This window comes from Pedobacter sp. FW305-3-2-15-E-R2A2 (assembly GCF_038446955.1).
Lineage (GTDB): Bacteria > Bacteroidota > Bacteroidia > Sphingobacteriales > Sphingobacteriaceae > Pedobacter.
The window spans coordinates 867,829-892,300 of sequence record NZ_CP151803.1 but is presented as its reverse complement, the minus strand read 5'-3'; the positions used below and the strand labels follow the sequence as shown (position 1 = coordinate 892,300).

Sequence of the window (24,472 nt, the reverse complement as noted above, 5' to 3'; positions counted from 1 at the left end):
AATGCCGCCCGGCCTTTGTAAATTACGGCGCAAAAGTACCTATATTCTTTATAGGAGTGATACTATTTCCGGATAGAATATTAAAAATTACGCAGCGATTAATTTCGGCTGATATTTAAAGTATCCCTGAGCAGAACGTCTCTTAAACGGTAATTTTTATCTCCTGTTTTGCGGATTGCAAAAGTAAGCAGGCCATTAGACAGCATACAAATGGAAAACAGCAGAATGATCAGGGTAAAATTGCCCAGATGCTGCAACAGGAGTGTCATTCCGACCATACTGATGTTAAAAATAAGCAGACGGAAAACCACTGCCCTATCTGTATATCCCAATTGCTTCAGACGGTGGTGGATGTGATTTCTATCCCCGGAGAATGGAGAGGTATGATGCAGGAGCCGAATAAAAAACACCCTCAGACAATCAAATACGGGAACGATCAATACTGCCAAAGCGACAACCATGGCTGAATCTGAATATAGAAAACTGATCCCTCCACCATCTGCCAGTTTAATAAACCTCAGCGCCATTAGCCCGGAAATCAGTCCCGTCAGCATCGCCATGGCATCGCCCATGAATATTTTTGCCGGCGCACAGTTAAACAGGAGAAAACCGGCAAGTGATCCGGACAGAATTATTGCAATTCCGCCATAGCCATGGTCCTCGCCAAGAAGGAGCAGAATACCAAAGAAAAGGTTCACAAAGAGCCCCAAAGTTCCAGCCAATCCATCCAGCCCGTCGATCAGGTTAAAAGCATTACTCAGCAGCACAAACAGAAAAACCATTAGAAAACCGATCCAATCGGGCTCCTCCTGCCAGCCTGCAAAGACCAGAATCATGGCCGATACCGATTGCACAAAAATCTTTAAAACCGGACCTGTTCCGCAAACATCATCGTTCAGTCCCAGCATAAACAAGAGCATAAAAGAGGCCAGCACAAACAGCATACTTATATCTGCTTTTAAATCTATAAACAGTAAAATACCGGCCATTAATCCTGCAAAAATAGCGAGCCCACCGAGCCTCGAAATGTTCCCGCCATGATTTTTTCGCCTCCCATCTGCCTCGTCATATACCCCTAAAAGGAAAGAGAAGCGGATCACTACCGGAATTAACAATGCCACCTGCAAGAAACTAAAGGCAAAAAAAACAATCCCTTCCATCATAAACGTCTAAAAAAACTGCCTTACTTTCCTTACCCTTTTCAACAACAGCACTAAAAAAGGATATGGGACTTCATGCGTACTCAATGCTTTATAATCGTAAACTGCAGCCCTGCTCCGCTTCCTGAAAGAACCATTGCTTAATCCACCCAACTTCATATTAACCAATACCCTGTCTAAAAAAACCGCATGAATCCTATAGCGATAGAAATACCTCAATATAAGTTCATAATCTGCCGAAGATCCGTAATTCAACAAATAGCCACCCAAAGAAAGAAACAGTTCTTTTTTTAAGAATAAAGTAGGATGAGCAGGCATCCAGCCACGCCGGAGGTCCTTCCTGCTATAAACTTTAGAAACCCATTTTCTACGCGACATAGCAGGAGAATGTCGTTGTATAAAATTTAAATTACCATACACAGCTTCACATTGATTCACGTTGAAACAATCCGCCACTGCGCTGAGCACTCCCCAATCGGCAAAACAGTCATCAGCATGCAATATGCCCAGAACTTCACCAGTAGCAACCGCAATCCCTTTATTCAATGCATCATATAAACCCTGGTCTTTTTCCGAGCAGAAATAGGAAATCTGTTTCAGATACTTGTGAATGACCTCAATGGTTCCATCTGTTGAGCCCCCATCGATCACGATATGTTCTATAGTCAAATGATCCTGGGCAGCCAGCGATAAAATGCAATCTTCAATAAACTCCAGCCCATTAAAAACAACCGTAACGATACTTATTTTCATAATGATCCAATCTATTTACACTCAAATATATTAAAAATACTTAATATATAATTAAAAAACTATCGCAAAGATTAAATAATCATTTATAAGATTAGCAAACAGTGATAAAACCGCATTCTGAGGCATAAAAAAGCGGCTTGAAAGATTTCTTCCAAACCGCCTTTATAAGCTATATTAAATTTAGTGGTCTTCCGTCTTCAGGAAAGACCTCATTTGCGCTTCCAGCTCCACATGTTCCGTCAGCCATTTCTCCACCGCAACTTTCTCATTGTCGCTGCTTTCCATCTCCGCCATTAAGGAACTCAGCTCCTGATCATCCAGTTGAAAATTTCTAAAGAAGGTTGTCACCTGTGGGTTTGCCAGAACAAAATCTTTGTTCGCAACGGTCTGTATGGATTCCACCGCCCCAAAGACTTCTTTAGGATCGTTCAGGAACTTCAATTTATAATTGCTGAAAATATAATGAGGGGACCAGCCTGTAATAACTACAGGTTGTTTCGCATCTATACTTTTCTTAAGGATGGCCAGCATTGCCGCTTCACTGGCAGATTGCAATTCCAGTTTCAAACCATAATCTTTAACCGCAGCTTCGGCTTTACTCATAATTCCTGCTCCGGCATCGATGCCCACAATCTTGCCATCAAACATCGCTGCATTGGCGTTCAGTTCTTCGATACTATTGACCTTCACATAGTCAGGAACCACCAAACCAATCCTGGCATTTTTGAAATTGGTTCCCAGCATCTCCAGCTTAGCACCAAATTTATCTATATATTCTTTATGCGTTACCGGCATCCAGGTATCCAGAAACACATCCGCATCCCCGCCTGCTACCGCCGCAAATACCGGTGCTACATCTGCATTTTTCAAATCCACAGTATATCCTTCTCTTTCCAGCAGGACTTTAGACAAATGAGTCATTGCGACTCCTTCTGCCCAGTTCACATAAGCTATCGTTACCTTTTTATCATTTGTTGCATTTCCACAGGAATAAACCATCCCGATGGCCAATGCGATTAATATTCCGCTGATGAATCTTTTCATGGTATGTTATTTTATTTGTTCATTGATCAATTTATACGCTGATCAACTTATGCGTTTATCTTTTTCTTAGGTCCGAACGACTGTGTAATTCTGTCAAGAATCACCGCCAGGATGACCACTGCAATTCCACCTTCAAAACCTAACCCGATTTTCAACTGTGTAATTCCCTTAAGCACAACTTCACCTAATCCACCAGCTGCAATCATTGCAGAGATAACGACCATTGAAAGCGCCATCATAATCGTTTGATTGACTCCCGCCAGGATCGTCGGCAAGGCCAATGGCAGTTCTACTTTAAAAAGTAACTGACGTGGTGTTGCTCCGAAAGAGCGTGTTGCTTCCACAATATCCTTTGGCACCTGACTGATCCCAAGTGTCGTTAAGCGCACTGCCGGAGGCATTGCAAAGATCACAGTAGCAAATGCTCCGGGAACCTTTCCAAGTCCGAAGAACAGCACAGCAGGGATCAGGTAGACAAAAGCAGGCATCGTTTGCATTAAATCGAGTACTGGCCTGATGAGTTTCCCGGCCAATGGTGTTTTTGCGGCCCATATCCCTAAAGGAATCCCCATCAATAAGGCAATGAAAGCCGCCGATAAGATCAATGCCAATGTGGCCATCGTTTGCGCCCAATAGCCCATTCCCCAGATCAGGGTTAAACCCAGCAACGTAAACAACGTCAGTCCCCAACCCGTCCTTTTCCAGGCCAGGAAAGCAATCAATGCAATGATGACATAGAATGGTGGGAACATCAGTATCCATTCTACAGAGTTCACGATAGACTCCACAACAATTTTAATCACATGAAATAATGCAGAAAAATGAAGCGTAAGCCAGTTTATAAATTGTTCTATATAAGTTCCTATATGTATCATACTATATTATTTCTTTTTGAAGGTTATCAATTGTGTTTCCTGTAACATTTTCCCAGCTTGCACCTGTCGTTTCGATCAGCAAAGAAGTTTGGGCAACGATCCCGATCAGTTTATTTGTCGTGATGTCTACAATCGGAACCGCTCTTCCATTTTCTGCAATGAAAGGCAGCATCTGTTCTACGGTAGTTTCCGGATAGGCGACAGGGATATCTTTGATGATTGCTTTTTCTATCGTATGCGCTCCTTTTGCTTTCAGCTCCAGAATGTCTTTCAGGTAAACAAAACCAAGGAAATGTTTATCTATGGAGACTGCCGGCAGGGAGGTCAGTCCCGAAGAACGCATCTTGCGCAGACTTCCTTCCACTCCATCTTTTTTCAGAATCGCCACCGTCGGTTTTTCAAACATCAGACTCGCAGCTGTAATGATCGACTTCCGGTCTACTTTCTCCACAAATGAGGATACATAATCCGTTGCCGGGTTTGTCAAGATATCTTCCGGCGTACCTATTTGTATCACTTCTCCATCCTTCATGATTGCAATGCGATCTCCCAGGCGAATCGCCTCATCAAGATCATGTGTAATAAAAACAATTGTCCGGTGCATTTTCTCCTGCAATTCAATCAGCTCATCCTGCATTTGGGTACGAATCAGCGGATCTAATGCAGAAAAGGCCTCATCCATCAATAGAATCTCTGGATCGTTGGCTAAAGCCCTGGCCAGTCCAACGCGCTGTTGCATTCCTCCTGAAAGTTCGCCGGTATGTTGATTTTCATAGCCGTTCAAACTCACCAGATCAATTACTGTTTTTGCTTTTTCTTCCCGTTCCTTTTGCGGGATATCTTGTAACTCCAATCCGAAAGCAACATTTTCAAGCACTGTACGGTGAGGCAACAGTCCAAAATTCTGGAAAACCATCGCCATTTCTTTACGGCGAACGGCTTGTAGTTCTTTTTCTCCCAGGCTGGTAATGTCACGTTGGTTTAACACCACCTTTCCTGATGTAGGCTCAATTAAGCGGTTCAGGCATCGCAACAAACTAGATTTACCACTTCCCGACAATCCCATGATGACAAAAAATTCGCCCTGTTCAATGTTAAAACTGGCATTCTTTACCGCTACGGTACAACCTGTTTCTTTAAGAATCTCCGCTTTGGTTTTCCCTTGCTTCAATAATGAAAGTGCCTCCTCTTTTTCCTTTCCGAATATGAGTGTGAGGTCTTCTATCTTAAGTTTAGACATGTCTTTATGTGTTATATGTTAGAAATAATAGCCGATATTGATGTTAAACCGACTGTGCCATTTTGATTCCGGATTACCTGAAGACAATCCATTTTGCCATTCCGGTCCCAGCCAGGGTTGGTTCTTGCCTGCCGCCCAGTCGACATAAGTCACCAGGTTTCCAGCGCTGATCATCCCTCCCAATACGTTCATTTGAGAATCTGTATATCCGGCCTGTGGCTTATTCATGTAAGAATAGTTTTCATAAAAGGTAACCGCCGTTACCGGGCCCAGCTTTACAGGTACGGTATAAGCAAAAGATGCGGTATGCAAATAGGCTTTAGTGGCTACTTCATAAGCAGAACCATAAGCAGCAAGGCTGAGCACCTCTTTATATTGGGCAGAATCGGCCAAATGATATTGGTAATACATCGACTGAAGTTTCACATTCAGTTTTCCAAAATTCAGATCCGTATGTATCGCTGCAGCCCATCTTGAGCCCATTTGTCCGGTAGGAATGTTATAGACTCCTCCAAGCATCCCGGAGATGCCAATTCGTTTATTGTCCGACAACAGGTATTCTGTTTTCAGGTTTCCCTGATTTACTTCTTTATTTCTGCCGGCCACATCATAGGAATATCTCGAAGGATCAATTTCTGTTTGATCACCAAAATCGAGCTCCATTGCATTTTTGAAGAAGGCAAGATCATAAGACCAACGTTTGTTCTGTTGGTGAAACCTGATTCCCATAGAAGCTTTATCTTCAAAGCCCAGGTAATAAGGCAGGTTAAAAAACCAGTTGTGAGAGTTGTAAGTAGTGTTACCGAAGGGATTCTGAACCAGTCCGATGGCAAGATTGGTACTGTCGTTGAAATGATAGGTTAAGTAACCATCCTTTAAAAAGCTTCCACCGAAGGATTTGGCATAAAACCGGTATTCAGCATGAAAATCCAGTTTTTTATATGAGGCGTCTGCATTGACCCGGAACATATCGAGCCCGAAATCTCCCCCCCTTTTGACTTGTTCTTTCTTCCAGGAAGAAAGGTTATAATTGAACAGCAATGCACCTCCAATCCTGAGGCTTGGTTTCTCTGACCGTATGGGCACCGACGTAGTATCGGATATTGTTATTATTGAGTCCTGGGCTAAAGTTGAGGCTAATGGAACAACTATAAATAGCACTAAACAGCCTATAAGCTGTGTGAATTTTACCATAATAAAGTTTAATACAAGCCCGCTTTATTGCGGCTTGTAAAAAAAATGCTTTAAATAAAACATTATAATGAATTCCAGGGTGTAATACCCTTAGGCATTTAAACAGATATTGTGCTGTTTCTTTTTAAGAAAATAACGCACAGACGGCGTAACAACAGCGAAGGTTTAAATTAAAAACACCGCAAAGGTAAGAAAAAATAAGCAATAAATCAAGTTTCTATCAGAAATAGCCCTTTATCCAGCCCCTTGTTAACGGATTAAATGTTACTTTTGCCATGCTTAAACATCAAATGTAATCACATGAATTTAGAGCACCTGTCCAGACAACTGGCCTTCATCCACGAAATCGACAAACTCAAGTACATTCAGCGAAAAACCCGTCTATTTAACAGTCAGCGGAACGAAAACGACGCAGAGCACAGCTGGCACCTCGCGATGATGGCCATGGTTCTGGCCGAACATGCCAATGAAAAAGTAGACGTTCAAAAAGTAGTAAAAATGCTGCTGATCCATGATATTGTAGAAATCGATTCAGGGGATATTTTTTTATATGATACGACCGCAAATCATACCAATACGGAGGAAGAAAGGAAAGCTGCAGAAAGGATTTTTGGTCTTTTACCAACCCAACAGAAAGAAGAATTTATTTCCGTCTGGGAAGAATTTGAAGAAGGGCAGACCGCAGAAGCAAAGTTTGCAAAATCACTGGACAGATTAGAACCGGTTTTACAAAATGTGTCCAATGAAGGGGGAACCTGGATGGAGTTTGATGTAAAATATGATACGGTGCTGAGGAAAACCAATGCGATGCAACATGGTTCCCAAACACTTTGGGAGCATACACAAATGCTTTTTGAAGAAAGTATTGAAAAAGGAATATTAAAGAAAAGCTAGTCGGAAAAATATGAAATGGCTTTAGCGTTTAAAACGATAGCTGAAGCCATTTCACTAAACTTATCATCCATATTTTATATCATTTATCGCAAAGTTAACATCCTTCAGCTGTCGTCCTATACCGGCAAAAAAAGGAAAGACATCAACAACTAGTAATGGCAGGAATATCTTCTCGCCTATTTCCCGGAATGAAATTTAAACAACCCGTATGGCGTATCAAGATAGGTTTCCCCTTTCAGTATTCCGAATTTAAGCAAGTCCACATCATCCATTTTAAACTTGACTTCATCATTGATCTGATAGTAATGCATGTACTCAGGAGTCGCCACTCTACCATTTCTCCACCTCAGCAAAACCGCTTCATCGAACTCTTTCAGCCGTTCATCTTTTTTAGCAAAATCATTTTTTATAAGCGTCGTCTGGCGTAACAACAATTTATTATTTCTGACTTCAAAGACATCGCACTTTTCTGTATTGACCAATACAAACTCGCAAGGCGTCATCTGATACCTTTTTAAAAAGCCGATCTCATAAGCGTCGGTCAGTTTACGGTTGAGACTATCATTGCCGGGATTTTTCAATTCAAATTCCTCATATTTCTTCCTTAGGCTATCGCTGACCATCACGTTTTCAAAGTCGACAGCTCTTGTATAATCGGGGTGGAAATATTTCCTGCCATTTCCATACAGATTCCCCTCTGGATCCAGATAAAGTGGTTTTTTGAAATCATAAACCACCTGAAACAAGACCTTCCCTTCCGCATCGGTTATTTTCAAGGGCAAGTTACTCTTGTCGGGCATCACTAAAATCCGGTCATCTTTTAAAAAACTGACTGTGCTCACTCCTTTATAATCTATAATTTTTGTGAACAATTCCTTCTTACCGACAAGCTCAGAAAGAAAAGGCAATTCAGGATGCATATCCTTTTTTGGAAAGGGATTACAAGCCATCAGGAATAACAGCATGCAAAAAACAGGGTATTTAAATCGCGCGTTAATCATTTATAAATATAAAGTAAAGACAATAAAGGCCAGTTCCACCGCAATACCATCCAATTCAGACAGCTGATATATTCGCTGAAATATATTAATTTTGATGGAAACACAGCATACAATTTTAAATCAACAACACATGCAAGAGACAAATTCACTAAATCAGGTAGCAGAATTTCATAAAACATTTAAACATCCGATTCAAGAGGCACCGGGTATACCTGCTAAGGAAAGGTGTAACCTTAGGGTTTCTCTTCTTGCAGAAGAACTCAATGAACTGAAACAGGCGGTCGAAGAAAACAACCTGGTTGAAATAGCTGACGCTTTATGTGACCTGCAATATGTTTTGGCAGGAGCCATTTTGGAATTTGGGCTAGCCGATAAATTTAAAGCACTTTTTGATGAGGTTCATCGCTCAAATATGAGCAAAGCCTGTAAATCTGAAGAAGAAGCAAATGAGACCATTCAACATTACAGAACCAATCATCAATGTAACGCTTACCATAAAGAAGAAGATTCCTTATTTCTGGTTTACAGATCAAATGATGATAAGACCCTAAAATCTATCAATTATTCTCCTGCAGACCTGAAGAGTATCATTTACTAAGGAATTGAAAAAATTCTTTATTATAAACAGGATCCTTTTAAAGGGGTTCTGTTTACCCTCCCTTTTCCCATTCTCAAACGAATAACCATCCTATCCCTGCACACATCAGCTGATTCCAGGCGAACACTAAAAATGTAAACTCCGAACTGTTCATCCCATAAACCGGTCATACAGATCATTCTACTTTTTTAACGACTGAACTGATATTCTAAACAGCTCATCGCTATTTTCAAGGTCATTCTATCCCGTTTAGATATTTTCGTCTCATTAAACATCTAAATGACATGAAAATAACATTCATTTTTCTCTTCATTCTACTTAGCTCGGTCCCCTTTATTTTGTCTGCTCAACAACGCATGACCATCAGCGGGACGGTAAAAGACGGGGCGACAGGAGAAACCTTGATCGGGGCAACGGTTAAACTGCAAAGTGCCAGTCAAAATACTGGTCTGGCAACGAATGCTTACGGCTTTTATTCGATTACAGCCCCTGCAGGGGAATACAATCTCATCGTTAGTTACAGCGGTTATCAAATTTCAACTCAGAAAGTCTTACTCAGCAAAGCGCTGAACATTAACATCGCCCTTGCTCCGGCTTCTACCTTACAGGAGGTCCAGATCAGCGCCGGGGAGCTGAAGAATGGAAATGTAAAAAATCCGCAAATGGGTCTGAACAAAATCAATATGAAGGACCTGGACAATGTGCCTGTCTTATTGGGTGAAAAAGATGTGTTAAAAGCCATACAGTTTCTTCCCGGGGTAAAATCAGGAGGAGAAGGCAATACCGGATTTTTTGTCCGCGGAGGTGCTGCGGATCAAAACCTGATCTTACTGGATGAGGCTACAGTTTACAATTCTGCTCATCTGCTGGGTTTCTTCTCCACTTTTAATGCCGATGCGATCAAGGATGTCAGCCTGTATAAAGGAGGCATGCCGGCACAATACGGTGGCCGTTTATCTTCTGTACTGGATGTTAAAATGCAGGACGGTAACGACAAGAAGTTTGGTGTAGAGGGCGGCCTTGGCCTCATTGCTTCACGCATCAAGGCCGAAGGTCCACTGATTCAAAATAAAAGTTCATTTATGATCAGTGCAAGGAGAACCTATATCGACCTCCTGCTGAAAGCTTTTGGAGACTCCGCTTTGAAAAAGAACACCCTTAATTTCTATGACATTAATGCGAAAGTCAACTATAAGTTTGATGATAAAAACACCCTGTATCTTTCAGGTTATTTTGGTCAGGACAATATTGGAATTAAAGATTTATTTGCCAATGACTGGGGCAATACCACTGCGACTATGCGTTTTAACCACATTTTCAACAACAGATTATTTTCCAATACCTCCTTAATTTATAACCGATATAGCTATGCTATTGAGCTGATTGATGGACAAAACAATGCCAAAGTAAAATCGCTCATCAGGGATCTAAATTTTAAACAGGATTTTCAGTATTTCAGCAGCAACCACCTGCTCAGGTTTGGTCTACAGGGGACACACCATCAGATTAGCCCTTCCGACATTACTGCTTCCGGTAACTCGAGTATCAATCCGCTTACCATAGAGAAGCGTTATGGTTTAGAGTTTAGCCTTTATGTATCCGACGAATGGAAACTCTCTGAAAAATTTAATTTACTGATGGGTCTGCGGTTGAGCCAATTCTCCCTGCTTGGTCCCGGAACGATCAACACCTATAGCAGCGATGCAGCCTTCGTTTCCTCAAAAACTTATAAGAGCGGGGAATTTGTTAAAAACTATTTCAACCTGGAGCCGCGTTTTTCAGCAAGTTATACGCTAAACGATAAAAACTCCATCAAAACTTCTTATAATCGGAATACTCAAAATATCCACATCCTCAATAACTCTGGAACAAGCGCGCCAACAGACCAATATGTCATGAGCAGCAACAACATTAAACCCGAAATCGGGGACGAGATCGCCCTTGGATATTTTAAAAATACCGAAGACAATGGCTATGAGTTCTCTGCGGAAATTTATTACAAGTGGTTACAAAACCAGATCGATTATAAAGATGGTGCAGATTTAACAGCAAACGCAGAAGTCGAATCGCTCCTCTTGTACGGAAAAGGCCGTGCCTATGGACTAGAGCTTTATGGCAAAAAGACTAAAGGAAGGCTCACAGGATGGATCAGTTATACCCTTTCGAAAACAGAACGTCAGTTTGAGGGCATCAATCAGGGTAGTTATTTCCCTGCCAGACAGGACCGTACACATGATTTATCATTGGTGGCCATGTATAACCTGAGCAAACGCTGGTCTGTTTCTGCTAATTATATTTTCAACACCGGTAATTCAGTGACCTATCCGGCAGGTAAGTACGATATAGGCGGCCTAACCACTTATTATTATACGGATAGAAACGCCAATCGGATGCCCAATACTTCCAGGCTCGACATTGGAGCTACACTAAAGGCGAAAGAAACCCGCAGGTTCCAGAGCAGCTGGACATTCAGTATCTACAATGTTCTCAACACTAAAAACCCCTACGCCATCCGTTTCAGAGATAAGGAAAATGACCCAACGCGCACAGAAGCGGTACAAACCAGTCTTTTTGGCATCATCCCTTCCGTAACCTATAACTTCAAATTCTAATGATCATGTTAAAACAAATCAAATATATCTCCCTCCTTCTTGCCGGATCCATTGCGCTGAGCGCCTGTGAAAAGGTCATTGATGTGAAGCTGGACAATGCCGAAAGCCAACTCGTAATTGAGGGAAACATTACAGATCAGCCCGGACAACAGGTGGTTAAAATCAGTAAGTCTGTCCCTTATACAGAAAACAATACCTACCCTCCCCTGAGCGGGGCAGCTGTAACGGTCACAGACGACAATGGTCATTCCTGGACCTTTTCTGAAGCTACACCAGGTATGTATACTTTTCCTGCGATGAAAGGAGAAACCGGGCGGATTTACACGCTTAAGGCGACCATAAACAATGTGGTTTATACCGCAACATCCGTTATGCCTGCGTCTGTAGGAATTGATTTTCTGGATGTAAAAGTCTTTAATTTTGAAGGTGATGACCAGAAACAGGCCCAGGTGCATTATAAAGATCCTGCGGGGATTGCCAATCAGTATCGTTTTGTCATGAAAGTAAACGGAATTCAATCGAAACAGGTGTATACAGAAAACGACCGTCTGACTGATGGGAATGAGGTACCCAGCGTATTATTTTTTGCGGGAAATAACGATGATCAGGACCAACTGAAAACAGGAGATGTAGTGGATATCGAAATGCAATCTATCGATAAAAATATATTTCTTTACTGGTACACCCTAAGCCAGCAATCGTCAAATGGCCCTGCCGGCAGTGCAACTCCGGGAAACCCTCCTTCAAATATCAACAATAAAGCATTGGGTTATTTTAGTGCACATACGGTAAGTAAAAAACAAATGACAGTGAAGTAAAGATTAAAAACAAAACAATGGTCGTAATAAAGGCGTATAAAAAGACATTCTTCCGGAACATTGGAAAATAATACCTTATTTTAGGTTATGAAGTCTACTATCTATTCAAACAAGGAGGTTATCGGGACTGCAGACCTATGGGTTGGAGATGATGGTATGGATAACATTTATGGTCAATTTTTACCTAATGAAAATTACTACATGCAAGTCCGGAAATCAGTTTGGGAATTCAACAAAATCCCTGCTCCCGATAATACCAAATGGGCCTCCCTGATGTTGAATGTCCAACTTGAGAACGGTTATTTTCTCTTTGCTTCCAATGGAATTACGATTGAAGATCTTCATGAAGTAGAAAGTGAAACCATCAGCATTCACATCGCAGGAATCGACAACCATGTTATCGAAGACTATTTCCTTCAGGATCCGCCCGTAGCATTTGTTGAAGAACCTTGGGAGCCACTATCTATTGGTCAGAAAATAGCCTTTGAATCGGAACTGAAGAAAGAACTTGGAATTTATAGCGCTACAGAGATTGAAGCTTCCCCTGAAGAACAACACATCCTTAGTGATTTTAAAGTATCGGCCTTATGCACAGACCAAAGGAATGATGATGTGCTGTTTGTAACGAGAAAGACTGGCTTTGACCAGCATTTTGCCGTAGTCCACCTCAGCTGGAAAGGAAGTAAGGAAACCCAGTTTTACCCGGGAACGACTTTTTTTAAGGACTTCGATGAATTTAAGTACTTAAAGATGTTCTGGGATAAAATAGAATGGGAAGATTAAATCACCCTCAGCTTTATTTCAATGTCATTACTTTTTCCAGCAACCTTGGCAATCCATTTCTGTTCACATTATCCGTATTCCAAAAGCTCATTACACAACTTACAAAGTTATTTTTTACCGGGCAGACTACCGCATAAACCGTGAGCGTCTTGGCTCCGTCCATTTTAATCAACAATGAGTTTAGCCCCTTAAAGCTATAAATCATCTTCCTAGCAGTAGTTTCTTTTCCTTCAAAAATTACATTTACCGTAGTATCAGATAAGGCTTTACCTCCCTTCTGTTCCCGAATCGTTTTCCAATGGGCATTTATCGTCTGAACTGCATCATCCTGACTTTGATGAACGCTCCAGCTCATTTGCCCGTTAGAAGGACATTGAACATTATTTACTCCCATGTATCTGCAACCTTCCCCAACTGCGATCTTTCTGCCTGCAAAATTAAGACTGTCAAGGTTCAGGGAGTTAAAAACACTATTGGGAATTGCATTGTTCTTAATTAAAGTCACAAAACTTCTTTCAAAGTCTTTATCAGACTTATTCATTGCAGAGAAACTAATGCCTGTCAATTTTTTATCGGCGCTTTCTATGAAGTAAAACGAAGAATTTATTAAAACTCCTTTAACCTCTTCGCTTGCTTTTCTGACGTACCAATTGTTATATTTCAATAAGGAATCCGCAGTATTTAAATCAGCTTCTTTGATCCCAAATCTTTTAAAATTCTTCAGGATATTCTTTTTTGAAAATTCCGCATCCAGCTTCTGACTTGAAATCTCAAAACCGTCCACATTGTAAAATTCGGTTTTGTTGCTAAAAAGCCCTTGCAAACGCGAAAATAAGGCCTTTTCAGTCTGCCCGAAAACAGAGATGCTCATCAACAAACAAAAAAAGGAAACTACGGCTGCTTTCATTTTACTACTATCTTAACTTATTTCCATTAAAGATACCCAATACAAATGAATATGCGGGGATGCATTTTGCTTAACGTTTGCGAAACCGAATGGTTACCCTTAAATTAGTAACTGAATGGTTTCATATAAGACAAAATAAGTTGAGAAGAGATGTTTTTCAGGCAATTGCCGACCCCACCAGAAGAGAGATTATTGGTTTGATTTCTCAGCAATCTTTAAACCTGAATGCCCTGGCAGATCATTTTGAGATCAGCCGGCCAGCGGTTTCCAAGCACATCAAAATTTTAATGGAATGCGGACTATTGGCGATCAGGCAAGACGGCAGGGAACGTTATTGCGAACCAAGGCTTCAAAAGATCCAGGAAGTTGCTGCATGGGCAGAAAAATACAAGCGCTTTTGGTCACAAAAACTAGATGCCCTGGAATCTTTTCTTGATTCAGAAAATCAACCCAAATAAGAATTTAAAATCTACAACAACATGAAAGCAGCACCACTTGTACTTGAAAGAACCCTAAATGCACCGGTTGCCAGTGTATGGGATGCATTAACAAACAATGCAAAAATGAAAAAATGGTATTTTGACATCGCAGAGTTCAAAGCTGAAATAGGGTTTGAATTCCAGTTCTATGGTTCAAAGGATGATACGAGATACCTCCACCTCTGCAAAATCACAGAAATCATTCCTGAAAAGAGACTCAGCTATACCTGGAAATACGAGAATTTACCCGGTGAATCTACGGTTAGTTTTGAATTGTTCGAAGAAGGACTGCAAACCAGGTTAAAGCTCACACATACAGGCTTGGAAAGCTTTAGGACGGATAATCCTGATTTTGCAGCATCATCATTTAATGCAGGATGGACCTATATTATAGGGACCTCATTAAAAGATTTTTTAGAAGGAAAGGCCAGCTAATTAATTTTACCCGGAACAGGTGGATTAAGGTGTTTAACATCACCTTAATATCCACCCTTATTGTTCCTTCATCCCCCCGGATTAGTTTCTTTAAAAAAAGCGTTTTATTCCTGCAAAAATAAAAAACCAAGATGAAAATAAAATAGGAAGCAACCTAATAGATTAAAAAAATATAACTTGCGGGTTCAAACCCACAACAAATTTATGGCTTCTAACCGAAAGGCAGCGTTAAGCTTCATTTTCATCACCATGTTATTAGATGTCATTGGCATTGGACTGATTATCCCTGTATTCCCTCAATTGATAGAACAATTGATCCATGGAAATATAAGTCAGGCTTCCCAATGGAGCGGATTGCTGATGTTTGCTTATGCGATCATGCAATTTGTTTGCGCGCCAATTATAGGAAACCTGAGTGATCAATATGGAAGAAGGCCTGTTTTATTGTTATCTCTCCTGGGCTTCGGAATCGATTATATTTTTCTTGCCTTGGCCCCCAACATCTGGTGGCTGTTTCTCGGACGGATCATTGCCGGCGTTTTTGGCGCCAGTATGACTACAGCGACGGCCTACATTGCAGACATCAGCACCAAAGAAAACAGGGCTCAGAATTTTGGAATGATCGGTGCTGCTTTTGGTTTAGGCTTTGTTATTGGCCCTGCATTGGGCGGCCTGTTAGGTCAGCTTGGCCCAAGAATCCCCTTCGTTGCCGCAGCGGTTCTTACCCTGATCAATGTAATTTACGGTTATTTTGTCTTGCCTGAGTCTTTGTCTAAAGAACACAGACGTCCTTTTGAATGGTCAAGGGCAAATCCAATGGGTTCTTTACTCTGCCTGAGAAAATACAAAGGGGTAGGCGGATTAATTGTGGCCTTGATTTTTATCTATATCGCCGGACATGCCCTGCAAAGCACCTGGACTTTCATCAATATTGAACGTTTCCACTGGAACACTTTTCTAGTCGGCATCTCTCTGGCTACTGCCGGCATTTTAGTCGCATTGGTACAGGGTGGTTTGATCCGTTATACCAGTCCGCGGCTAGGCAACGAAAAAAGCATTTATATCGGTCTGGGGTTTTCGGCTTTTGGAATGGTGCTGTTTGCTTTTGCCAACCAAAGCTGGATGATGTTCGCCTTCCTTGTTCCGTATTGCCTGGGAGGAATCGCAGGACCGGCACTACAAGCCACCATCTCCGGCAATGTACCTCAAAACGAACAGGGAGAATTACAAGGAGCACTGACCAGCCTGATGAGTGCGACTACGATTGTAGGCCCACTGCTAATGACCAATCTTTTCGCCTGGTTTACCAAACCAAATGCTCCTGTTAAATTCTCCGGTGCTCCTTTTTTAGCTGCTGCAGTTTTAATGTTAATCAGTGTATGGATCTGCACAAGAACCATGAAAAAGGAATCTTTTATCAACCGGAAATAGTCCGGTTGTTTTCCCGGATCAGTACCAGTGAAGGAAAAGATACCCCAGCAATAACTGACGGCTCTGATGCTCTTTGATGAAAACCATATTTCTCATAAAAAGCGATCATATCTGTCTCATCTGCCTTCTCCATGAGCTTCAGCGCATCATAAGATTTGCCAATTATCATACATTTTTCCATCAACGCATCCATGACTTCGCTTTCTTTAAAAGCATTCAGTATTTCGAAAGCACCAAGATGAAAGACGCGCCGGCCAGAAAAGGGCTCTGGAACCGCTCCTTTGCCAGTCAGATAGGCAAATCCGGCAGGTTTCTCCTCCTTATAAACGACAATCAATTGATTAGAAAAAGTGTTTAAATTACTGATGATGGTATCCCGGTTATATTGATCAAACAAGTAATCAGCGAGTTGTTCTTCATTCAGTAATGCGCCATATTTTTCATACCCGCGGGTTTCTCCAAGATATTGTAACACCGCTATTCCTTCTTCAGAAGCAACGGTAAATTTTGTTTTAATGCGATTGTCCATATTAAAATAGCTTGTAATAATGGCCTCAAAATTAGGCGCTTTAAAATAAGAGACAGGTGCAGAATATGAAAATCTAAGGGATACAGTCCTGGGCGATTTTACCAGCAAGCTTTAACATTTCTTCCCTTTGTACCGTATACTTATTGGCAAATATAATTCTGAGATGTTGTTCAAAAACGCTGCTGAAAGAAAAGGCAGATCCTGGCGTAAAGCGGATACCGTTTTGCTCACAATGTTTATAAAACAATTTCATATTGACTTTCTTTTCCATCTTCAGCCAGATGCTATAGCCACCTTTCGGCGGTGTGATCCGGGTATTTTCAGGGAAGAATGCTGAGATCAGGTTGATCGTATGGTAGGACTGCGCAGCCAGCTGAATCCGGAATTTCCTGACATGCCTGTCGTAACTACTAGAGGCCAGCAGCTTTGCGATGGTTTCCTGATAAATCGGAGAAACCGTACTTCCCAGGGAGAATTTGAGTTGTTCTGCCTGTTTAAAGAATCTCCCCGGAGAGAGCCAGCCCAGCCGGATTCCGGGAGCAAGCGTCTTGGAGAAGGAAGAGAAGGTCATTACCAGACCGCTATCGTCCAAAGACTGGATGCTCAAAGGCCGGTTACCGGAGAAGTTAAGGTCGCCGAAAACATCATTTTCGATGATCGGAATGTCCCTGGATTGTGCAATCGCTAACAACTCTTTTTTATCCGCATCAGCCATTAATGTTCCTGTAGGATTGTGGAAATTTGGCGTCAGAACAATCGCTTTTAACATGGTCTGTTCTGTTGCCCGCTTCAGAAATGCCACATCAAATCCTGAACCCGCATGAACGGGAATTTCTATCACTTTCAGTCTCAGATTTTTTACCACTTCCAGAATTGAAAATATACAGGGGCTTTCAATTGCCACCACATCCCCCGGAACAGTTACCGAAGCCAGTGCAATGTAAAAGGCCTGAATCGCCCCATCGGTAATGATCAATTCCTCCGCAGTAAACCGGCTGTGGTACAGTGTTGCCCGTTTAGCAAGGTGTTCTTTTAAAAGCTCCGAACCGTTGGAAGGATAATACTTGAGCAGCCCGACTCCTTTTTCCCTAATCACCTGTTGCATGGTCCTGAGGAGTAACTTTTGGGGAATAAAAAATTCGCCTGGAGCCGCTACATTAAATTCGGTAATGCTGTGTTTTTTTTGGGGATCAGCATGAGCAGTGATGACCGATAAATTGTTTTTAAAAATGGCATCATGAACCACAATCCTTGCAGGTGCTTTCAACGTTTTTTGCCTTTCCTTATCGCTCCCTTTAGACCCGGCTACATAATATCCCGACTTAGGGATGCTTGCAACCAATCCTTTTATCATCAGGTATTCGTAAGCATTCTGAACAGTACTCAGACCAATGTTATACTTCAGCTTCAGGGCTCTGACAGAAGGAAGTTTATGTCCTGGTTTTAGTCGCCCTTCCAGGATACTGGATTCCATCTCTTCCGCAATTTCTTCGTATCGATATTTCTGCATCTTTTAAACTGCTATCCTTCTTTATAGTTCCACCTTTTCATTAAAATTTCTTTATGCGTTTGTCCGATCAGGACATCGGTATCTCCTATTTTAACAAAGTTTCCCTCTAAAAAATTGATTCGCTGTAAAGATATCATATAAGACCGGCATAGGGCAACTTACAAAGTTGGAAAAATAAAAGCTGCAGCACAAAGAAAAACCGATCAGGAAAAGAACAGAAAAGAACCAGGAACTGAGCAGTGGTTTACGTTCAAAAATTCGGTAAAAACAAGACGACCGTCGATAACAACGGTCGTTTTACTTCCACATTCTGTGGGAATTCGCTTTATTTAAAGCTGCCTTCTGTATTTAAGAGTTTAAAATAAGCATCGAGATTAACGCCTAAGGATTCCTCAAATGCCGCTTTCAGATCTTCCGGCTGTGGGTGTTTATTTTTCCATAAGCTGAAATAGTGTTGAAAAGCTTTGTCCATTTTTTCCCTGCCCACTTCACTTTCCAGAATATGTAACCATAAGGCTGTTTTGACATAAGAGATCAGTCCGTATTCGTCAGAGCTGGAAAATTTATCTGCAGGGGTCTCAATAGCCGACTTCATGGGAATAGAGCCCATCACCTGATAAATTCTGGAAGAGAATTCGGGTTCTGGTAATTGTTTAATCTGTGCAGGAATTCCTTCTCCAAATAAGGAATTGGACCTGTATTTTTCTGCTTCATATCTGAACTGAAAATAGCTGTTCAGACCTTCATCAAGCCAGGTATGTTTTCTTTCGTTGCTTCCCAGCATGCTCATAAACCAGTTGTGACCAACTTCATGGGCAATTACGGCATCCAATGTTTCTTTTTTTGCATCCGGGCTGGTAATCAAAGTGATGGTAGGATACTCCATCCCACCGCTTGAATTATTTGCCGGACCTTCTACCACCTGAACCACCGGATACTCGTACTCTCCAATCCATTTGCTGTAATGCTTTACCGCATCTTTTGCATAGTCGATACTGTTGCTCCATAAAGTTTCTTTCTTATTGTGGTAATACGTAAAGGCATCCACTGTTTTTCCCGAAGCTAACTTTGCGGTATCGTATTGGATGACAAAGTTTTTGGCTGCAAACCAGGCAAAATCAGGAACATTATTGATTTCATAAGTTAATTTCTTCAGCCCTTTATCTTTTGGTTGATACAATGCAGGTGTCCCCGTTCTGTTCGCTGCATTTTTTGCACCTATCGTTTTATAAGCGTTCAGCTCATCCGCATTCTGCAACACACCTGTAGCCCCTACCACATAATCAGAAGGAAGGGTGATGTTCACTTTAAAGGAAGCATATTCACTATAAAACTCCCCCATATCCAGATAAGGGAATTCATGCCATCCATCTTTATCAAATACCGCCGGTTTCGGATACCATTGGCACACCATAAACTCTCCATCTGCAAAACCTGATCTCGAGAAGTAGGAAGGAAGTTTAACATTGAAGTCTGTAGAGATGTTCACAGATGCTCCTGGTTTTAAGGGTGTAGCCAGCTTTACTTTAATGATGTCGATATACTGAGGATTGGGGTGTGCCTCTGTAAGCGCAGTCTTCCCGTCTACCTTAAAATTTAGGCCATCAATACTACCATAGCTGTATTTTTCCATTTTCTTGACCCTGCTCGTATCGTTCTTTAATTGCTGAAATAAGGCGGTAGATTCCTGTTTATAAGCATTCGGCCAAATGTGGAACCAGATAAAATCAAGCGTATTGGGCGAGTTATTTTTGTAAACAATCTGTTCCGAGCCTTTAAGCGTTTTTGCCTGATCATTCAAAGCTACGTCGATCGTATAGCTGACTTCTTGCTGCCAATATTTTTCCTGTGCGAAACCGATGCTGCTCAAGCATACGAAAAGGATTACCAAACATTTTTTCATTAGATTGTATTTGTTTTTTATTGGCGATAAAGCCATCTATTTTTATTAATTTTATTGTACTCCGGTTCTTTAAATTGCTGAGTCTTGAAAGATAATATTTTACCTGCCAACTTCATCTTTCATCCATAGAATTTTATTGTTAAGGCAAATATCGCGCCCCGATCCTCAACCCTAATTAATTAAACGGTTTTAGTAAAATAAGGCACAAAATATTAACACAATTTAACATTTACTCCTTTTCAGTCAGAAAATTTTTAACTTAAATTTGATATAGATTAATCCACAAATACATAATGTTTCATAAAGAAAGCTATGAGCTTCATGAAAAATGGTACAACGAAAAGTTTCCTACGCCGGAAGCTAAATCCGACTATTTTAAGAAAAGCAGATATGAAGATTCCAGCAGCATAGGATCATGGCTTCAAAGCCTGTTTTTCGATTGCCTGAATCCATTACTAAAGAATAAGGATCAACAATGGCTTACCGTTGGTGATGCCTATGGTTTTGATGCACGCTATATTCTTAAAAACGGAAATAAAGCGACTGCGAGCGATCTCAATACAGATTTCCTCAGCATTGCACATCAGGAAGGTATTGTAAATGATTTTCGCTCTGAAAATGCGGAAAAGCTATCCTTTACAGATGACAGTTATGATTTCGTGCTTTGCAAGGAGTCCTACCACCATTTCCCACGCCCCTATTCGGCTTTATACGAAATGATCAGGGTATCCAAAAAAGGGATTGTCGTGATTGAACCACAGGACCCCATTTCAAAAATGCCCTTGCTCCTGTTCATGGTGAACAGCCTGAATGCGATCAAAAATAATCTAGGTTCTTCGATCTGGAAAAACAGGTTTTCTTACGAGCCTGTTGGGAACTTTGTCTATAAAGTATCAGAGCGTGAGTTTGAAAAATTCGCCGCGGGATTAAACCTTCCCGTGGTTGCATTTAAAAAGATCAACCCCAATTTCTATTTTAGCGGGGCTGAGGCATTGGAAGCAAATATGAAAAATAAAAAATTCAGGTCCATTTATCTCAAAAAATCATTTCTCGACGTTCTTTTAAAATTGAAGATCATTCCGGGGCAAGTGCTATCGGCGATTGTATTTAAAGAGAGTCCTGATGAAAAACAATTAACAGACCTTAAAAATGATGGCTATAAAATCGTAAACATCCCTAAAAATCCATATATTAACTAATCCAGAACATCCTCATCCCTTAGTATAGATTTATTCAACAGACATTCATTTAGTAAATAAATAAATTATGAATAGGAGCATACACATTAGCAGGACAAATCCGGAACACCTGGATTTCAGAAAATTAATCGCTCTTTTAGACGAGGATCTCAGTGCCAACAATGGAGAAGATCAGGCCTTTTTTGCACAATTCAATAAAACTGACACGATAAAACATGCCATTGTAGCCTATATAGACGGGAATGCAGTAGGTTGCGGTGCAATAAAAGAATTCGGAGAAGAGACCATGGAAATCAAAAGGATGTTTGTTCATCCTGACTTCCGCAGGCAGGGAATTGCAAAAAAGATCCTGGAACAGCTGGAGATCTGGGCAAATGAACTTAAATATGACACCTGTATTCTGGAGACCGGAAATAAACAGAAGGAAGCAGTAATCCTTTATCAGAAACTGGGTTATGAAGTGATTCCGAACTACGGTCAGTATGAGAATGTAGAGAGTAGCATCTGTATGCAGAAAAAGCTAAAAGACCTTTCCTCTGCCATATAGGTATAGAGGAAAGGTCTTCTTATATTTTAGGCTTCGCTGTTAATCGACTCCCAAAGCATATCTTTCAATTCTGTTAATCCCTTTTGGGCTACAGAAGAAATAAAGATGGCTGGAATATTTTTTGGCAATTCTTTCTTCATTTCCGCAACCAGCTCTTCATCCAGCATATCGGATTTAGTGATGGCGAGGAGATGAGGTTTTTGCATCAGTTCCGGGTTGTAATCCTGAAGCTCTGCTTTAAGGATGGCATATTCTTCTGTAATTGTCCGGTGCGTATCCGCAGGGACCATAAACAGGAGGACTGAATTTCTTTCAATGTGACGTAAAAAGCGGTATCCTAAACCCTTACCTTTAGAAGCTCCTTCAATGATTCCGGGGATATCAGCCATTACGAATGACTTACCACCACGATAAGATACGATCCCAAGGTTGGGAACTAAGGTGGTAAAAGGATAATCTGCGATTTCCGGTTTGGCAGCAGAAAGGACAGAAAGTAGAGTTGATTTCCCTGCATTTGGAAAGCCTACCAGACCAACATCTGCAAGTACTTTTAGCTCCAGGACCATCCACTCTTCCTTACCGGCTTCTCCGGGTTGTGCAAAGCGGGGTGTTTGCAATGTTGGCGTTTTAAAGTGCCAGTTTCCAAGCCCACCACGACCACCTGCAGTCAGGATTTTTGTCTCTCCATCTTCCGTAATTTCGAAAAGCACCTCTCCTGTTTCCGCATCTTTAGCAATGGTTCCCAGGGGTACGTCCAGGATTTCATCTTTACCGAACTTACCGGAAGAGGTCCCACTGGAACCCGGCTGACCATCCTGTGCGATGATGTGCTTACGATATTTCAGGTGGAGTAAAGTCCAGAATTGGGAGTTACCTTTCAGGATGATGTGTCCACCGCGTCCGCCATCACCTCCATCCGGTCCACCCGTAGAAGTGCGTATATCACGATGCAAGTGTGCAGAACCTGCCCCTCCCTTGCCGGAGCGACAGCATATTTTAACATAATCTACAAAATTTGAACCTTGCGACATAACCTTCTTTTTTTAAAATAAAAAAGCCGACTTAAAAGCCAGGCTTTTGTTATCCTGATGAGATCAGGATCTAATCCTATTATAAAACTAATACTTATCTACTACTTCACACAACTCTGCAAAGATGGCATCGATCTTACCAATTCCATTTACTTTACTTAGTTTGTTTTGTGCTTCGTAGTAAGGCAAAACATGAATTGTTTTGCTAAAATACTCGTCAATTCTTTTTTGCAATTTATCTGCCTGATCATCCACACGACCGGTTTCCAACTGACGTTGTGCGATACGTTTGGTCAATTCATCCTGATCAACATCCAAAGCAATTACACCTGCAATGGAACTGCCTTTACTTTCCAGAAACTCATCTAAAGCAGCCGCCTGAGGAACAGTACGTGGGAAACCGTCAAAAATAAAGCCTTTCGCTCCAGGGTTTTTATCCACTTCTTCTTCCAGCATGGCAATGGTAATTTCATCCGGAACTAATTGTCCATCTGCGATTAGCTCACTTACTCTCTGGCCTAATGGTGATTGATTTTTAATGTGAGCCCTAAAAAGGTCACCTGTTGAAATGTGAATCAATTGATACTGATCGATCAATTTCTGAGATTGAGTGCCTTTGCCTGCACCCGGTGGGCCAAAGAGAACAAAATTTAGCATTTGGGTTGTCTTTAAAATTAGAAAGCCTCCTACATTGGCTGTAAGGCTTTGGTTTTTTGTTTAGTCTAATTAATCAGATGACTTTAGCCCTTAAATTATAATCCGGTAAATCCACCGGATAAACAAAAAAGGTATAAAACCATAAAATCTTTGCAGTCTTCAAAACCAGCCTTTTGTTTTGTTGACTATTTCCTAGAGGATTTGGCTTTAAATCAACCTGATTTCAGAGGTTATCTGAGGATTGATTTAGATCCAATTACCTGTAATAAAGTTCAAAACAGGTAAAATCCTTTTGAGGTTGCAAATATATAATTATTAATTTAGTATACTTAATTTTTGACAAAAAACTACGACCAGGATCAGAGCAACATTCCGAAAAAATACAGCTAAACAACTCATTTTCAACAACATTATTCTTATTGAATCTACATTTACCGGAAGATAATTTATTGTGGGTAGATGGTGTAAATCTAACACTATGTGGATCAGGAAAGCGAGCGCGCTACCAATCAGCCTTTTAGAACAATTATACCGGGCAGATAAAAAATCATAAAACCAATCAGATGAACACCTGAATTTAACAAAAAAAGCACGGCTGAATTGGGAATTTCAACTGCGCTCTTAACGACTATTTTACTTTTGCCGCTAAAAATACAGCCCTCATAGATAGGTCCCAATAATTAAATATATTTCATCATTAAATCATCATAAATTTCAGACTATAACGCGGGATTCTTCTAATTATGCGTTTTACCACAGTATTATTTAAAAATAAATCAAAGACTAAAAACTCCAAAGCTACCCCCTCTTTTTCAAGAGATTAAAGATTTATTTGGAAGTTATCAAAATTTCAACGTTACTTTGTGTCATAA

Annotated in this window: 23 protein-coding genes; 10 read left to right on the top strand and 13 right to left on the bottom strand. The window is 41.0% G+C overall.

Annotation, left to right across the window (positions count from 1 at the left end; genetic code table 11):
- Positions 1 to 98: 98 nt before the first annotated feature.
- The 6 genes from AAFF35_RS03520 to AAFF35_RS03495 all read right to left on the bottom strand — a co-directional run bounded on the left by AAFF35_RS03520 (position 99) and on the right by AAFF35_RS03495 (position 6,158).
- Positions 99 to 1,163, bottom strand: coding sequence for an MraY family glycosyltransferase (locus AAFF35_RS03520; protein ID WP_342331036.1), 1,065 nt, complete (start codon positions 1,161 to 1,163; stop codon positions 99 to 101).
- Positions 1,164 to 1,169: 6 nt separating this feature from the next.
- Entirely contained in the window at positions 1,170 to 1,913 is a 744-nt protein-coding gene (locus AAFF35_RS03515; RefSeq protein ID WP_342331035.1) for a glycosyltransferase family 2 protein, read from the bottom strand.
- Between the two features lie 180 nt (positions 1,914 to 2,093).
- The gene (locus tag AAFF35_RS03510; protein WP_342331034.1) at positions 2,094 to 2,957 is read right to left on the bottom strand and encodes a glycine betaine ABC transporter substrate-binding protein; all 864 of its coding nucleotides are present in this window, start codon (positions 2,955 to 2,957) and stop codon (positions 2,094 to 2,096) included.
- Positions 2,958 to 3,004: 47 nt separating this feature from the next.
- Positions 3,005 to 3,832 carry a proline/glycine betaine ABC transporter permease gene (locus AAFF35_RS03505; protein ID WP_342331033.1) on the bottom strand — a complete coding sequence of 276 codons (828 nt, stop codon included), beginning with the start codon at positions 3,830 to 3,832 and terminating at the stop codon, positions 3,005 to 3,007.
- 1 nt (position 3,833) lies between these two features.
- On the bottom strand, positions 3,834 to 5,072 hold the full coding sequence (locus AAFF35_RS03500) for a glycine betaine/L-proline ABC transporter ATP-binding protein (protein ID WP_342331032.1): 1,239 nt from the start codon (positions 5,070 to 5,072) through the stop codon (positions 3,834 to 3,836).
- A gap of 18 nt (positions 5,073 to 5,090) precedes the next feature.
- Positions 5,091 to 6,158, bottom strand: a complete 1,068-nt coding sequence (locus AAFF35_RS03495; protein WP_342331031.1) for a hypothetical protein — start codon at positions 6,156 to 6,158, stop codon at positions 5,091 to 5,093.
- A 408-nt stretch (positions 6,159 to 6,566) separates the two neighbouring features.
- Between AAFF35_RS03495 and AAFF35_RS03490 the strand changes: the two genes are divergently transcribed.
- Positions 6,567 to 7,160 (top strand): HD domain-containing protein, encoded by a 594-nt coding sequence (locus AAFF35_RS03490; protein ID WP_342331030.1) that lies wholly within the window; start codon positions 6,567 to 6,569, stop codon positions 7,158 to 7,160.
- 176 nt (positions 7,161 to 7,336) lie between these two features.
- Here AAFF35_RS03490 and AAFF35_RS03485 read toward each other — a convergent pair whose 3' ends face one another.
- The gene (locus tag AAFF35_RS03485) at positions 7,337 to 8,125 is read right to left on the bottom strand and encodes a hypothetical protein (RefSeq protein ID WP_342331029.1); all 789 of its coding nucleotides are present in this window, start codon (positions 8,123 to 8,125) and stop codon (positions 7,337 to 7,339) included.
- Between the two features lie 166 nt (positions 8,126 to 8,291).
- On the opposite strand from AAFF35_RS03485, the gene AAFF35_RS03480 reads away from it, so the two are divergent.
- The 4 genes from AAFF35_RS03480 to AAFF35_RS03465 all read left to right on the top strand — a co-directional run bounded on the left by AAFF35_RS03480 (position 8,292) and on the right by AAFF35_RS03465 (position 12,972).
- The gene (locus AAFF35_RS03480; protein WP_342331028.1) at positions 8,292 to 8,759 is read left to right on the top strand and encodes a nucleoside triphosphate pyrophosphohydrolase family protein; all 468 of its coding nucleotides are present in this window, start codon (positions 8,292 to 8,294) and stop codon (positions 8,757 to 8,759) included.
- A 284-nt stretch (positions 8,760 to 9,043) separates the two neighbouring features.
- Positions 9,044 to 11,371, top strand: a complete 2,328-nt coding sequence (locus AAFF35_RS03475) for a TonB-dependent receptor (RefSeq protein ID WP_342331027.1) — start codon at positions 9,044 to 9,046, stop codon at positions 11,369 to 11,371.
- Between the two features lie 5 nt (positions 11,372 to 11,376).
- Positions 11,377 to 12,189 (top strand): DUF4249 domain-containing protein, encoded by an 813-nt coding sequence (locus AAFF35_RS03470; RefSeq protein ID WP_342331026.1) that lies wholly within the window; start codon positions 11,377 to 11,379, stop codon positions 12,187 to 12,189.
- An 87-nt stretch (positions 12,190 to 12,276) separates the two neighbouring features.
- Positions 12,277 to 12,972 (top strand): hypothetical protein, encoded by a 696-nt coding sequence (locus tag AAFF35_RS03465; RefSeq protein ID WP_342331025.1) that lies wholly within the window; start codon positions 12,277 to 12,279, stop codon positions 12,970 to 12,972.
- 13 nt (positions 12,973 to 12,985) lie between these two features.
- On the opposite strand, the gene AAFF35_RS03460 is transcribed toward AAFF35_RS03465, so the two are convergent.
- Positions 12,986 to 13,879 carry a hypothetical protein gene (locus tag AAFF35_RS03460; protein ID WP_342331024.1) on the bottom strand — a complete coding sequence of 298 codons (894 nt, stop codon included), beginning with the start codon at positions 13,877 to 13,879 and terminating at the stop codon, positions 12,986 to 12,988.
- 140 nt (positions 13,880 to 14,019) lie between these two features.
- Between AAFF35_RS03460 and AAFF35_RS03455 the strand changes: the two genes are divergently transcribed.
- From AAFF35_RS03455 to AAFF35_RS03445, 3 genes are all read left to right on the top strand, one after another.
- The gene (locus AAFF35_RS03455) at positions 14,020 to 14,337 is read left to right on the top strand and encodes a metalloregulator ArsR/SmtB family transcription factor (RefSeq protein ID WP_342331023.1); all 318 of its coding nucleotides are present in this window, start codon (positions 14,020 to 14,022) and stop codon (positions 14,335 to 14,337) included.
- Positions 14,338 to 14,358: 21 nt separating this feature from the next.
- The gene (locus AAFF35_RS03450) at positions 14,359 to 14,793 is read left to right on the top strand and encodes an SRPBCC domain-containing protein (RefSeq protein ID WP_342331022.1); all 435 of its coding nucleotides are present in this window, start codon (positions 14,359 to 14,361) and stop codon (positions 14,791 to 14,793) included.
- A 204-nt stretch (positions 14,794 to 14,997) separates the two neighbouring features.
- Complete coding sequence (locus AAFF35_RS03445) at positions 14,998 to 16,224, top strand: TCR/Tet family MFS transporter (RefSeq protein WP_342331021.1); 1,227 nt, start codon at positions 14,998 to 15,000, stop codon at positions 16,222 to 16,224.
- On the opposite strand, the gene AAFF35_RS03440 is transcribed toward AAFF35_RS03445, so the two are convergent.
- The 3 genes from AAFF35_RS03440 to AAFF35_RS03430 form a co-directional block, all read right to left on the bottom strand.
- Positions 16,211 to 16,753, bottom strand: coding sequence for a GNAT family N-acetyltransferase (locus AAFF35_RS03440; protein WP_342331020.1), 543 nt, complete (start codon positions 16,751 to 16,753; stop codon positions 16,211 to 16,213). The genes AAFF35_RS03445 and AAFF35_RS03440 overlap by 14 nt on opposite strands.
- 73 nt (positions 16,754 to 16,826) lie before the next feature.
- Positions 16,827 to 18,263: a PLP-dependent aminotransferase family protein gene (locus tag AAFF35_RS03435; RefSeq protein ID WP_342331019.1), complete on the bottom strand. Its 1,437-nt coding sequence runs from the start codon at positions 18,261 to 18,263 to the stop codon at positions 16,827 to 16,829.
- Positions 18,264 to 18,588: 325 nt separating this feature from the next.
- Entirely contained in the window at positions 18,589 to 20,166 is a 1,578-nt protein-coding gene (locus AAFF35_RS03430; protein ID WP_342331018.1) for a M1 family metallopeptidase, read from the bottom strand.
- A 293-nt stretch (positions 20,167 to 20,459) separates the two neighbouring features.
- Between AAFF35_RS03430 and AAFF35_RS03425 the strand changes: the two genes are divergently transcribed.
- Together AAFF35_RS03425 and AAFF35_RS03420 are read left to right on the top strand one after the other, a co-directional pair.
- Entirely contained in the window at positions 20,460 to 21,365 is a 906-nt protein-coding gene (locus AAFF35_RS03425) for a class I SAM-dependent methyltransferase (RefSeq protein WP_342331017.1), read from the top strand.
- A gap of 67 nt (positions 21,366 to 21,432) precedes the next feature.
- Positions 21,433 to 21,912 carry a GNAT family N-acetyltransferase gene (locus tag AAFF35_RS03420; protein WP_342331016.1) on the top strand — a complete coding sequence of 160 codons (480 nt, stop codon included), beginning with the start codon at positions 21,433 to 21,435 and terminating at the stop codon, positions 21,910 to 21,912.
- A gap of 26 nt (positions 21,913 to 21,938) precedes the next feature.
- Here AAFF35_RS03420 and obgE read toward each other — a convergent pair whose 3' ends face one another.
- Positions 21,939 to 22,943, bottom strand: coding sequence for a GTPase ObgE (obgE, locus tag AAFF35_RS03415; protein WP_342331015.1), 1,005 nt, complete (start codon positions 22,941 to 22,943; stop codon positions 21,939 to 21,941).
- Positions 22,944 to 23,030: 87 nt separating this feature from the next.
- Complete coding sequence (locus AAFF35_RS03410; protein WP_074609206.1) at positions 23,031 to 23,600, bottom strand: adenylate kinase; 570 nt, start codon at positions 23,598 to 23,600, stop codon at positions 23,031 to 23,033.
- Positions 23,601 to 24,472: the final 872 nt, after the last annotated feature.

Excerpts from the sequence above, each read along its gene's own strand:
- AAFF35_RS03520 (WP_342331036.1), bottom strand. The coding sequence starts at position 1,163 with ATGATGGAAGGGATTGTTTTTTTTGCCTTTAGTTTCTTGCAGGTGGCA.
- AAFF35_RS03445 (WP_342331021.1), top strand. The coding sequence starts at position 14,998 with ATGGCTTCTAACCGAAAGGCAGCGTTAAGCTTCATTTTCATCACCATG.
- AAFF35_RS03475 (WP_342331027.1), top strand. The coding sequence starts at position 9,044 with ATGAAAATAACATTCATTTTTCTCTTCATTCTACTTAGCTCGGTCCCC.
- AAFF35_RS03510 (WP_342331034.1), bottom strand. The coding sequence starts at position 2,957 with ATGAAAAGATTCATCAGCGGAATATTAATCGCATTGGCCATCGGGATG.
- AAFF35_RS03440 (WP_342331020.1), bottom strand. The coding sequence starts at position 16,753 with ATGGACAATCGCATTAAAACAAAATTTACCGTTGCTTCTGAAGAAGGA.
- obgE (WP_342331015.1), bottom strand. The coding sequence starts at position 22,943 with ATGTCGCAAGGTTCAAATTTTGTAGATTATGTTAAAATATGCTGTCGC.
- AAFF35_RS03515 (WP_342331035.1), bottom strand. The coding sequence starts at position 1,913 with ATGAAAATAAGTATCGTTACGGTTGTTTTTAATGGGCTGGAGTTTATT.
- AAFF35_RS03480 (WP_342331028.1), top strand. The coding sequence starts at position 8,292 with ATGCAAGAGACAAATTCACTAAATCAGGTAGCAGAATTTCATAAAACA.
- AAFF35_RS03505 (WP_342331033.1), bottom strand. The coding sequence starts at position 3,832 with ATGATACATATAGGAACTTATATAGAACAATTTATAAACTGGCTTACG.
- AAFF35_RS03420 (WP_342331016.1), top strand. The coding sequence starts at position 21,433 with ATGAATAGGAGCATACACATTAGCAGGACAAATCCGGAACACCTGGAT.
- AAFF35_RS03490 (WP_342331030.1), top strand. The coding sequence starts at position 6,567 with ATGAATTTAGAGCACCTGTCCAGACAACTGGCCTTCATCCACGAAATC.
- AAFF35_RS03500 (WP_342331032.1), bottom strand. The coding sequence starts at position 5,072 with ATGTCTAAACTTAAGATAGAAGACCTCACACTCATATTCGGAAAGGAA.
- AAFF35_RS03485 (WP_342331029.1), bottom strand. The coding sequence starts at position 8,125 with ATGCTGTTATTCCTGATGGCTTGTAATCCCTTTCCAAAAAAGGATATG.
- AAFF35_RS03460 (WP_342331024.1), bottom strand. The coding sequence starts at position 13,879 with ATGAAAGCAGCCGTAGTTTCCTTTTTTTGTTTGTTGATGAGCATCTCT.
- AAFF35_RS03450 (WP_342331022.1), top strand. The coding sequence starts at position 14,359 with ATGAAAGCAGCACCACTTGTACTTGAAAGAACCCTAAATGCACCGGTT.
- AAFF35_RS03470 (WP_342331026.1), top strand. The coding sequence starts at position 11,377 with ATGTTAAAACAAATCAAATATATCTCCCTCCTTCTTGCCGGATCCATT.
- AAFF35_RS03430 (WP_342331018.1), bottom strand. The coding sequence starts at position 20,166 with ATGAAAAAATGTTTGGTAATCCTTTTCGTATGCTTGAGCAGCATCGGT.
- AAFF35_RS03410 (WP_074609206.1), bottom strand. The coding sequence starts at position 23,600 with ATGCTAAATTTTGTTCTCTTTGGCCCACCGGGTGCAGGCAAAGGCACT.
- AAFF35_RS03425 (WP_342331017.1), top strand. The coding sequence starts at position 20,460 with ATGTTTCATAAAGAAAGCTATGAGCTTCATGAAAAATGGTACAACGAA.
- AAFF35_RS03435 (WP_342331019.1), bottom strand. The coding sequence starts at position 18,263 with ATGCAGAAATATCGATACGAAGAAATTGCGGAAGAGATGGAATCCAGT.
- AAFF35_RS03465 (WP_342331025.1), top strand. The coding sequence starts at position 12,277 with ATGAAGTCTACTATCTATTCAAACAAGGAGGTTATCGGGACTGCAGAC.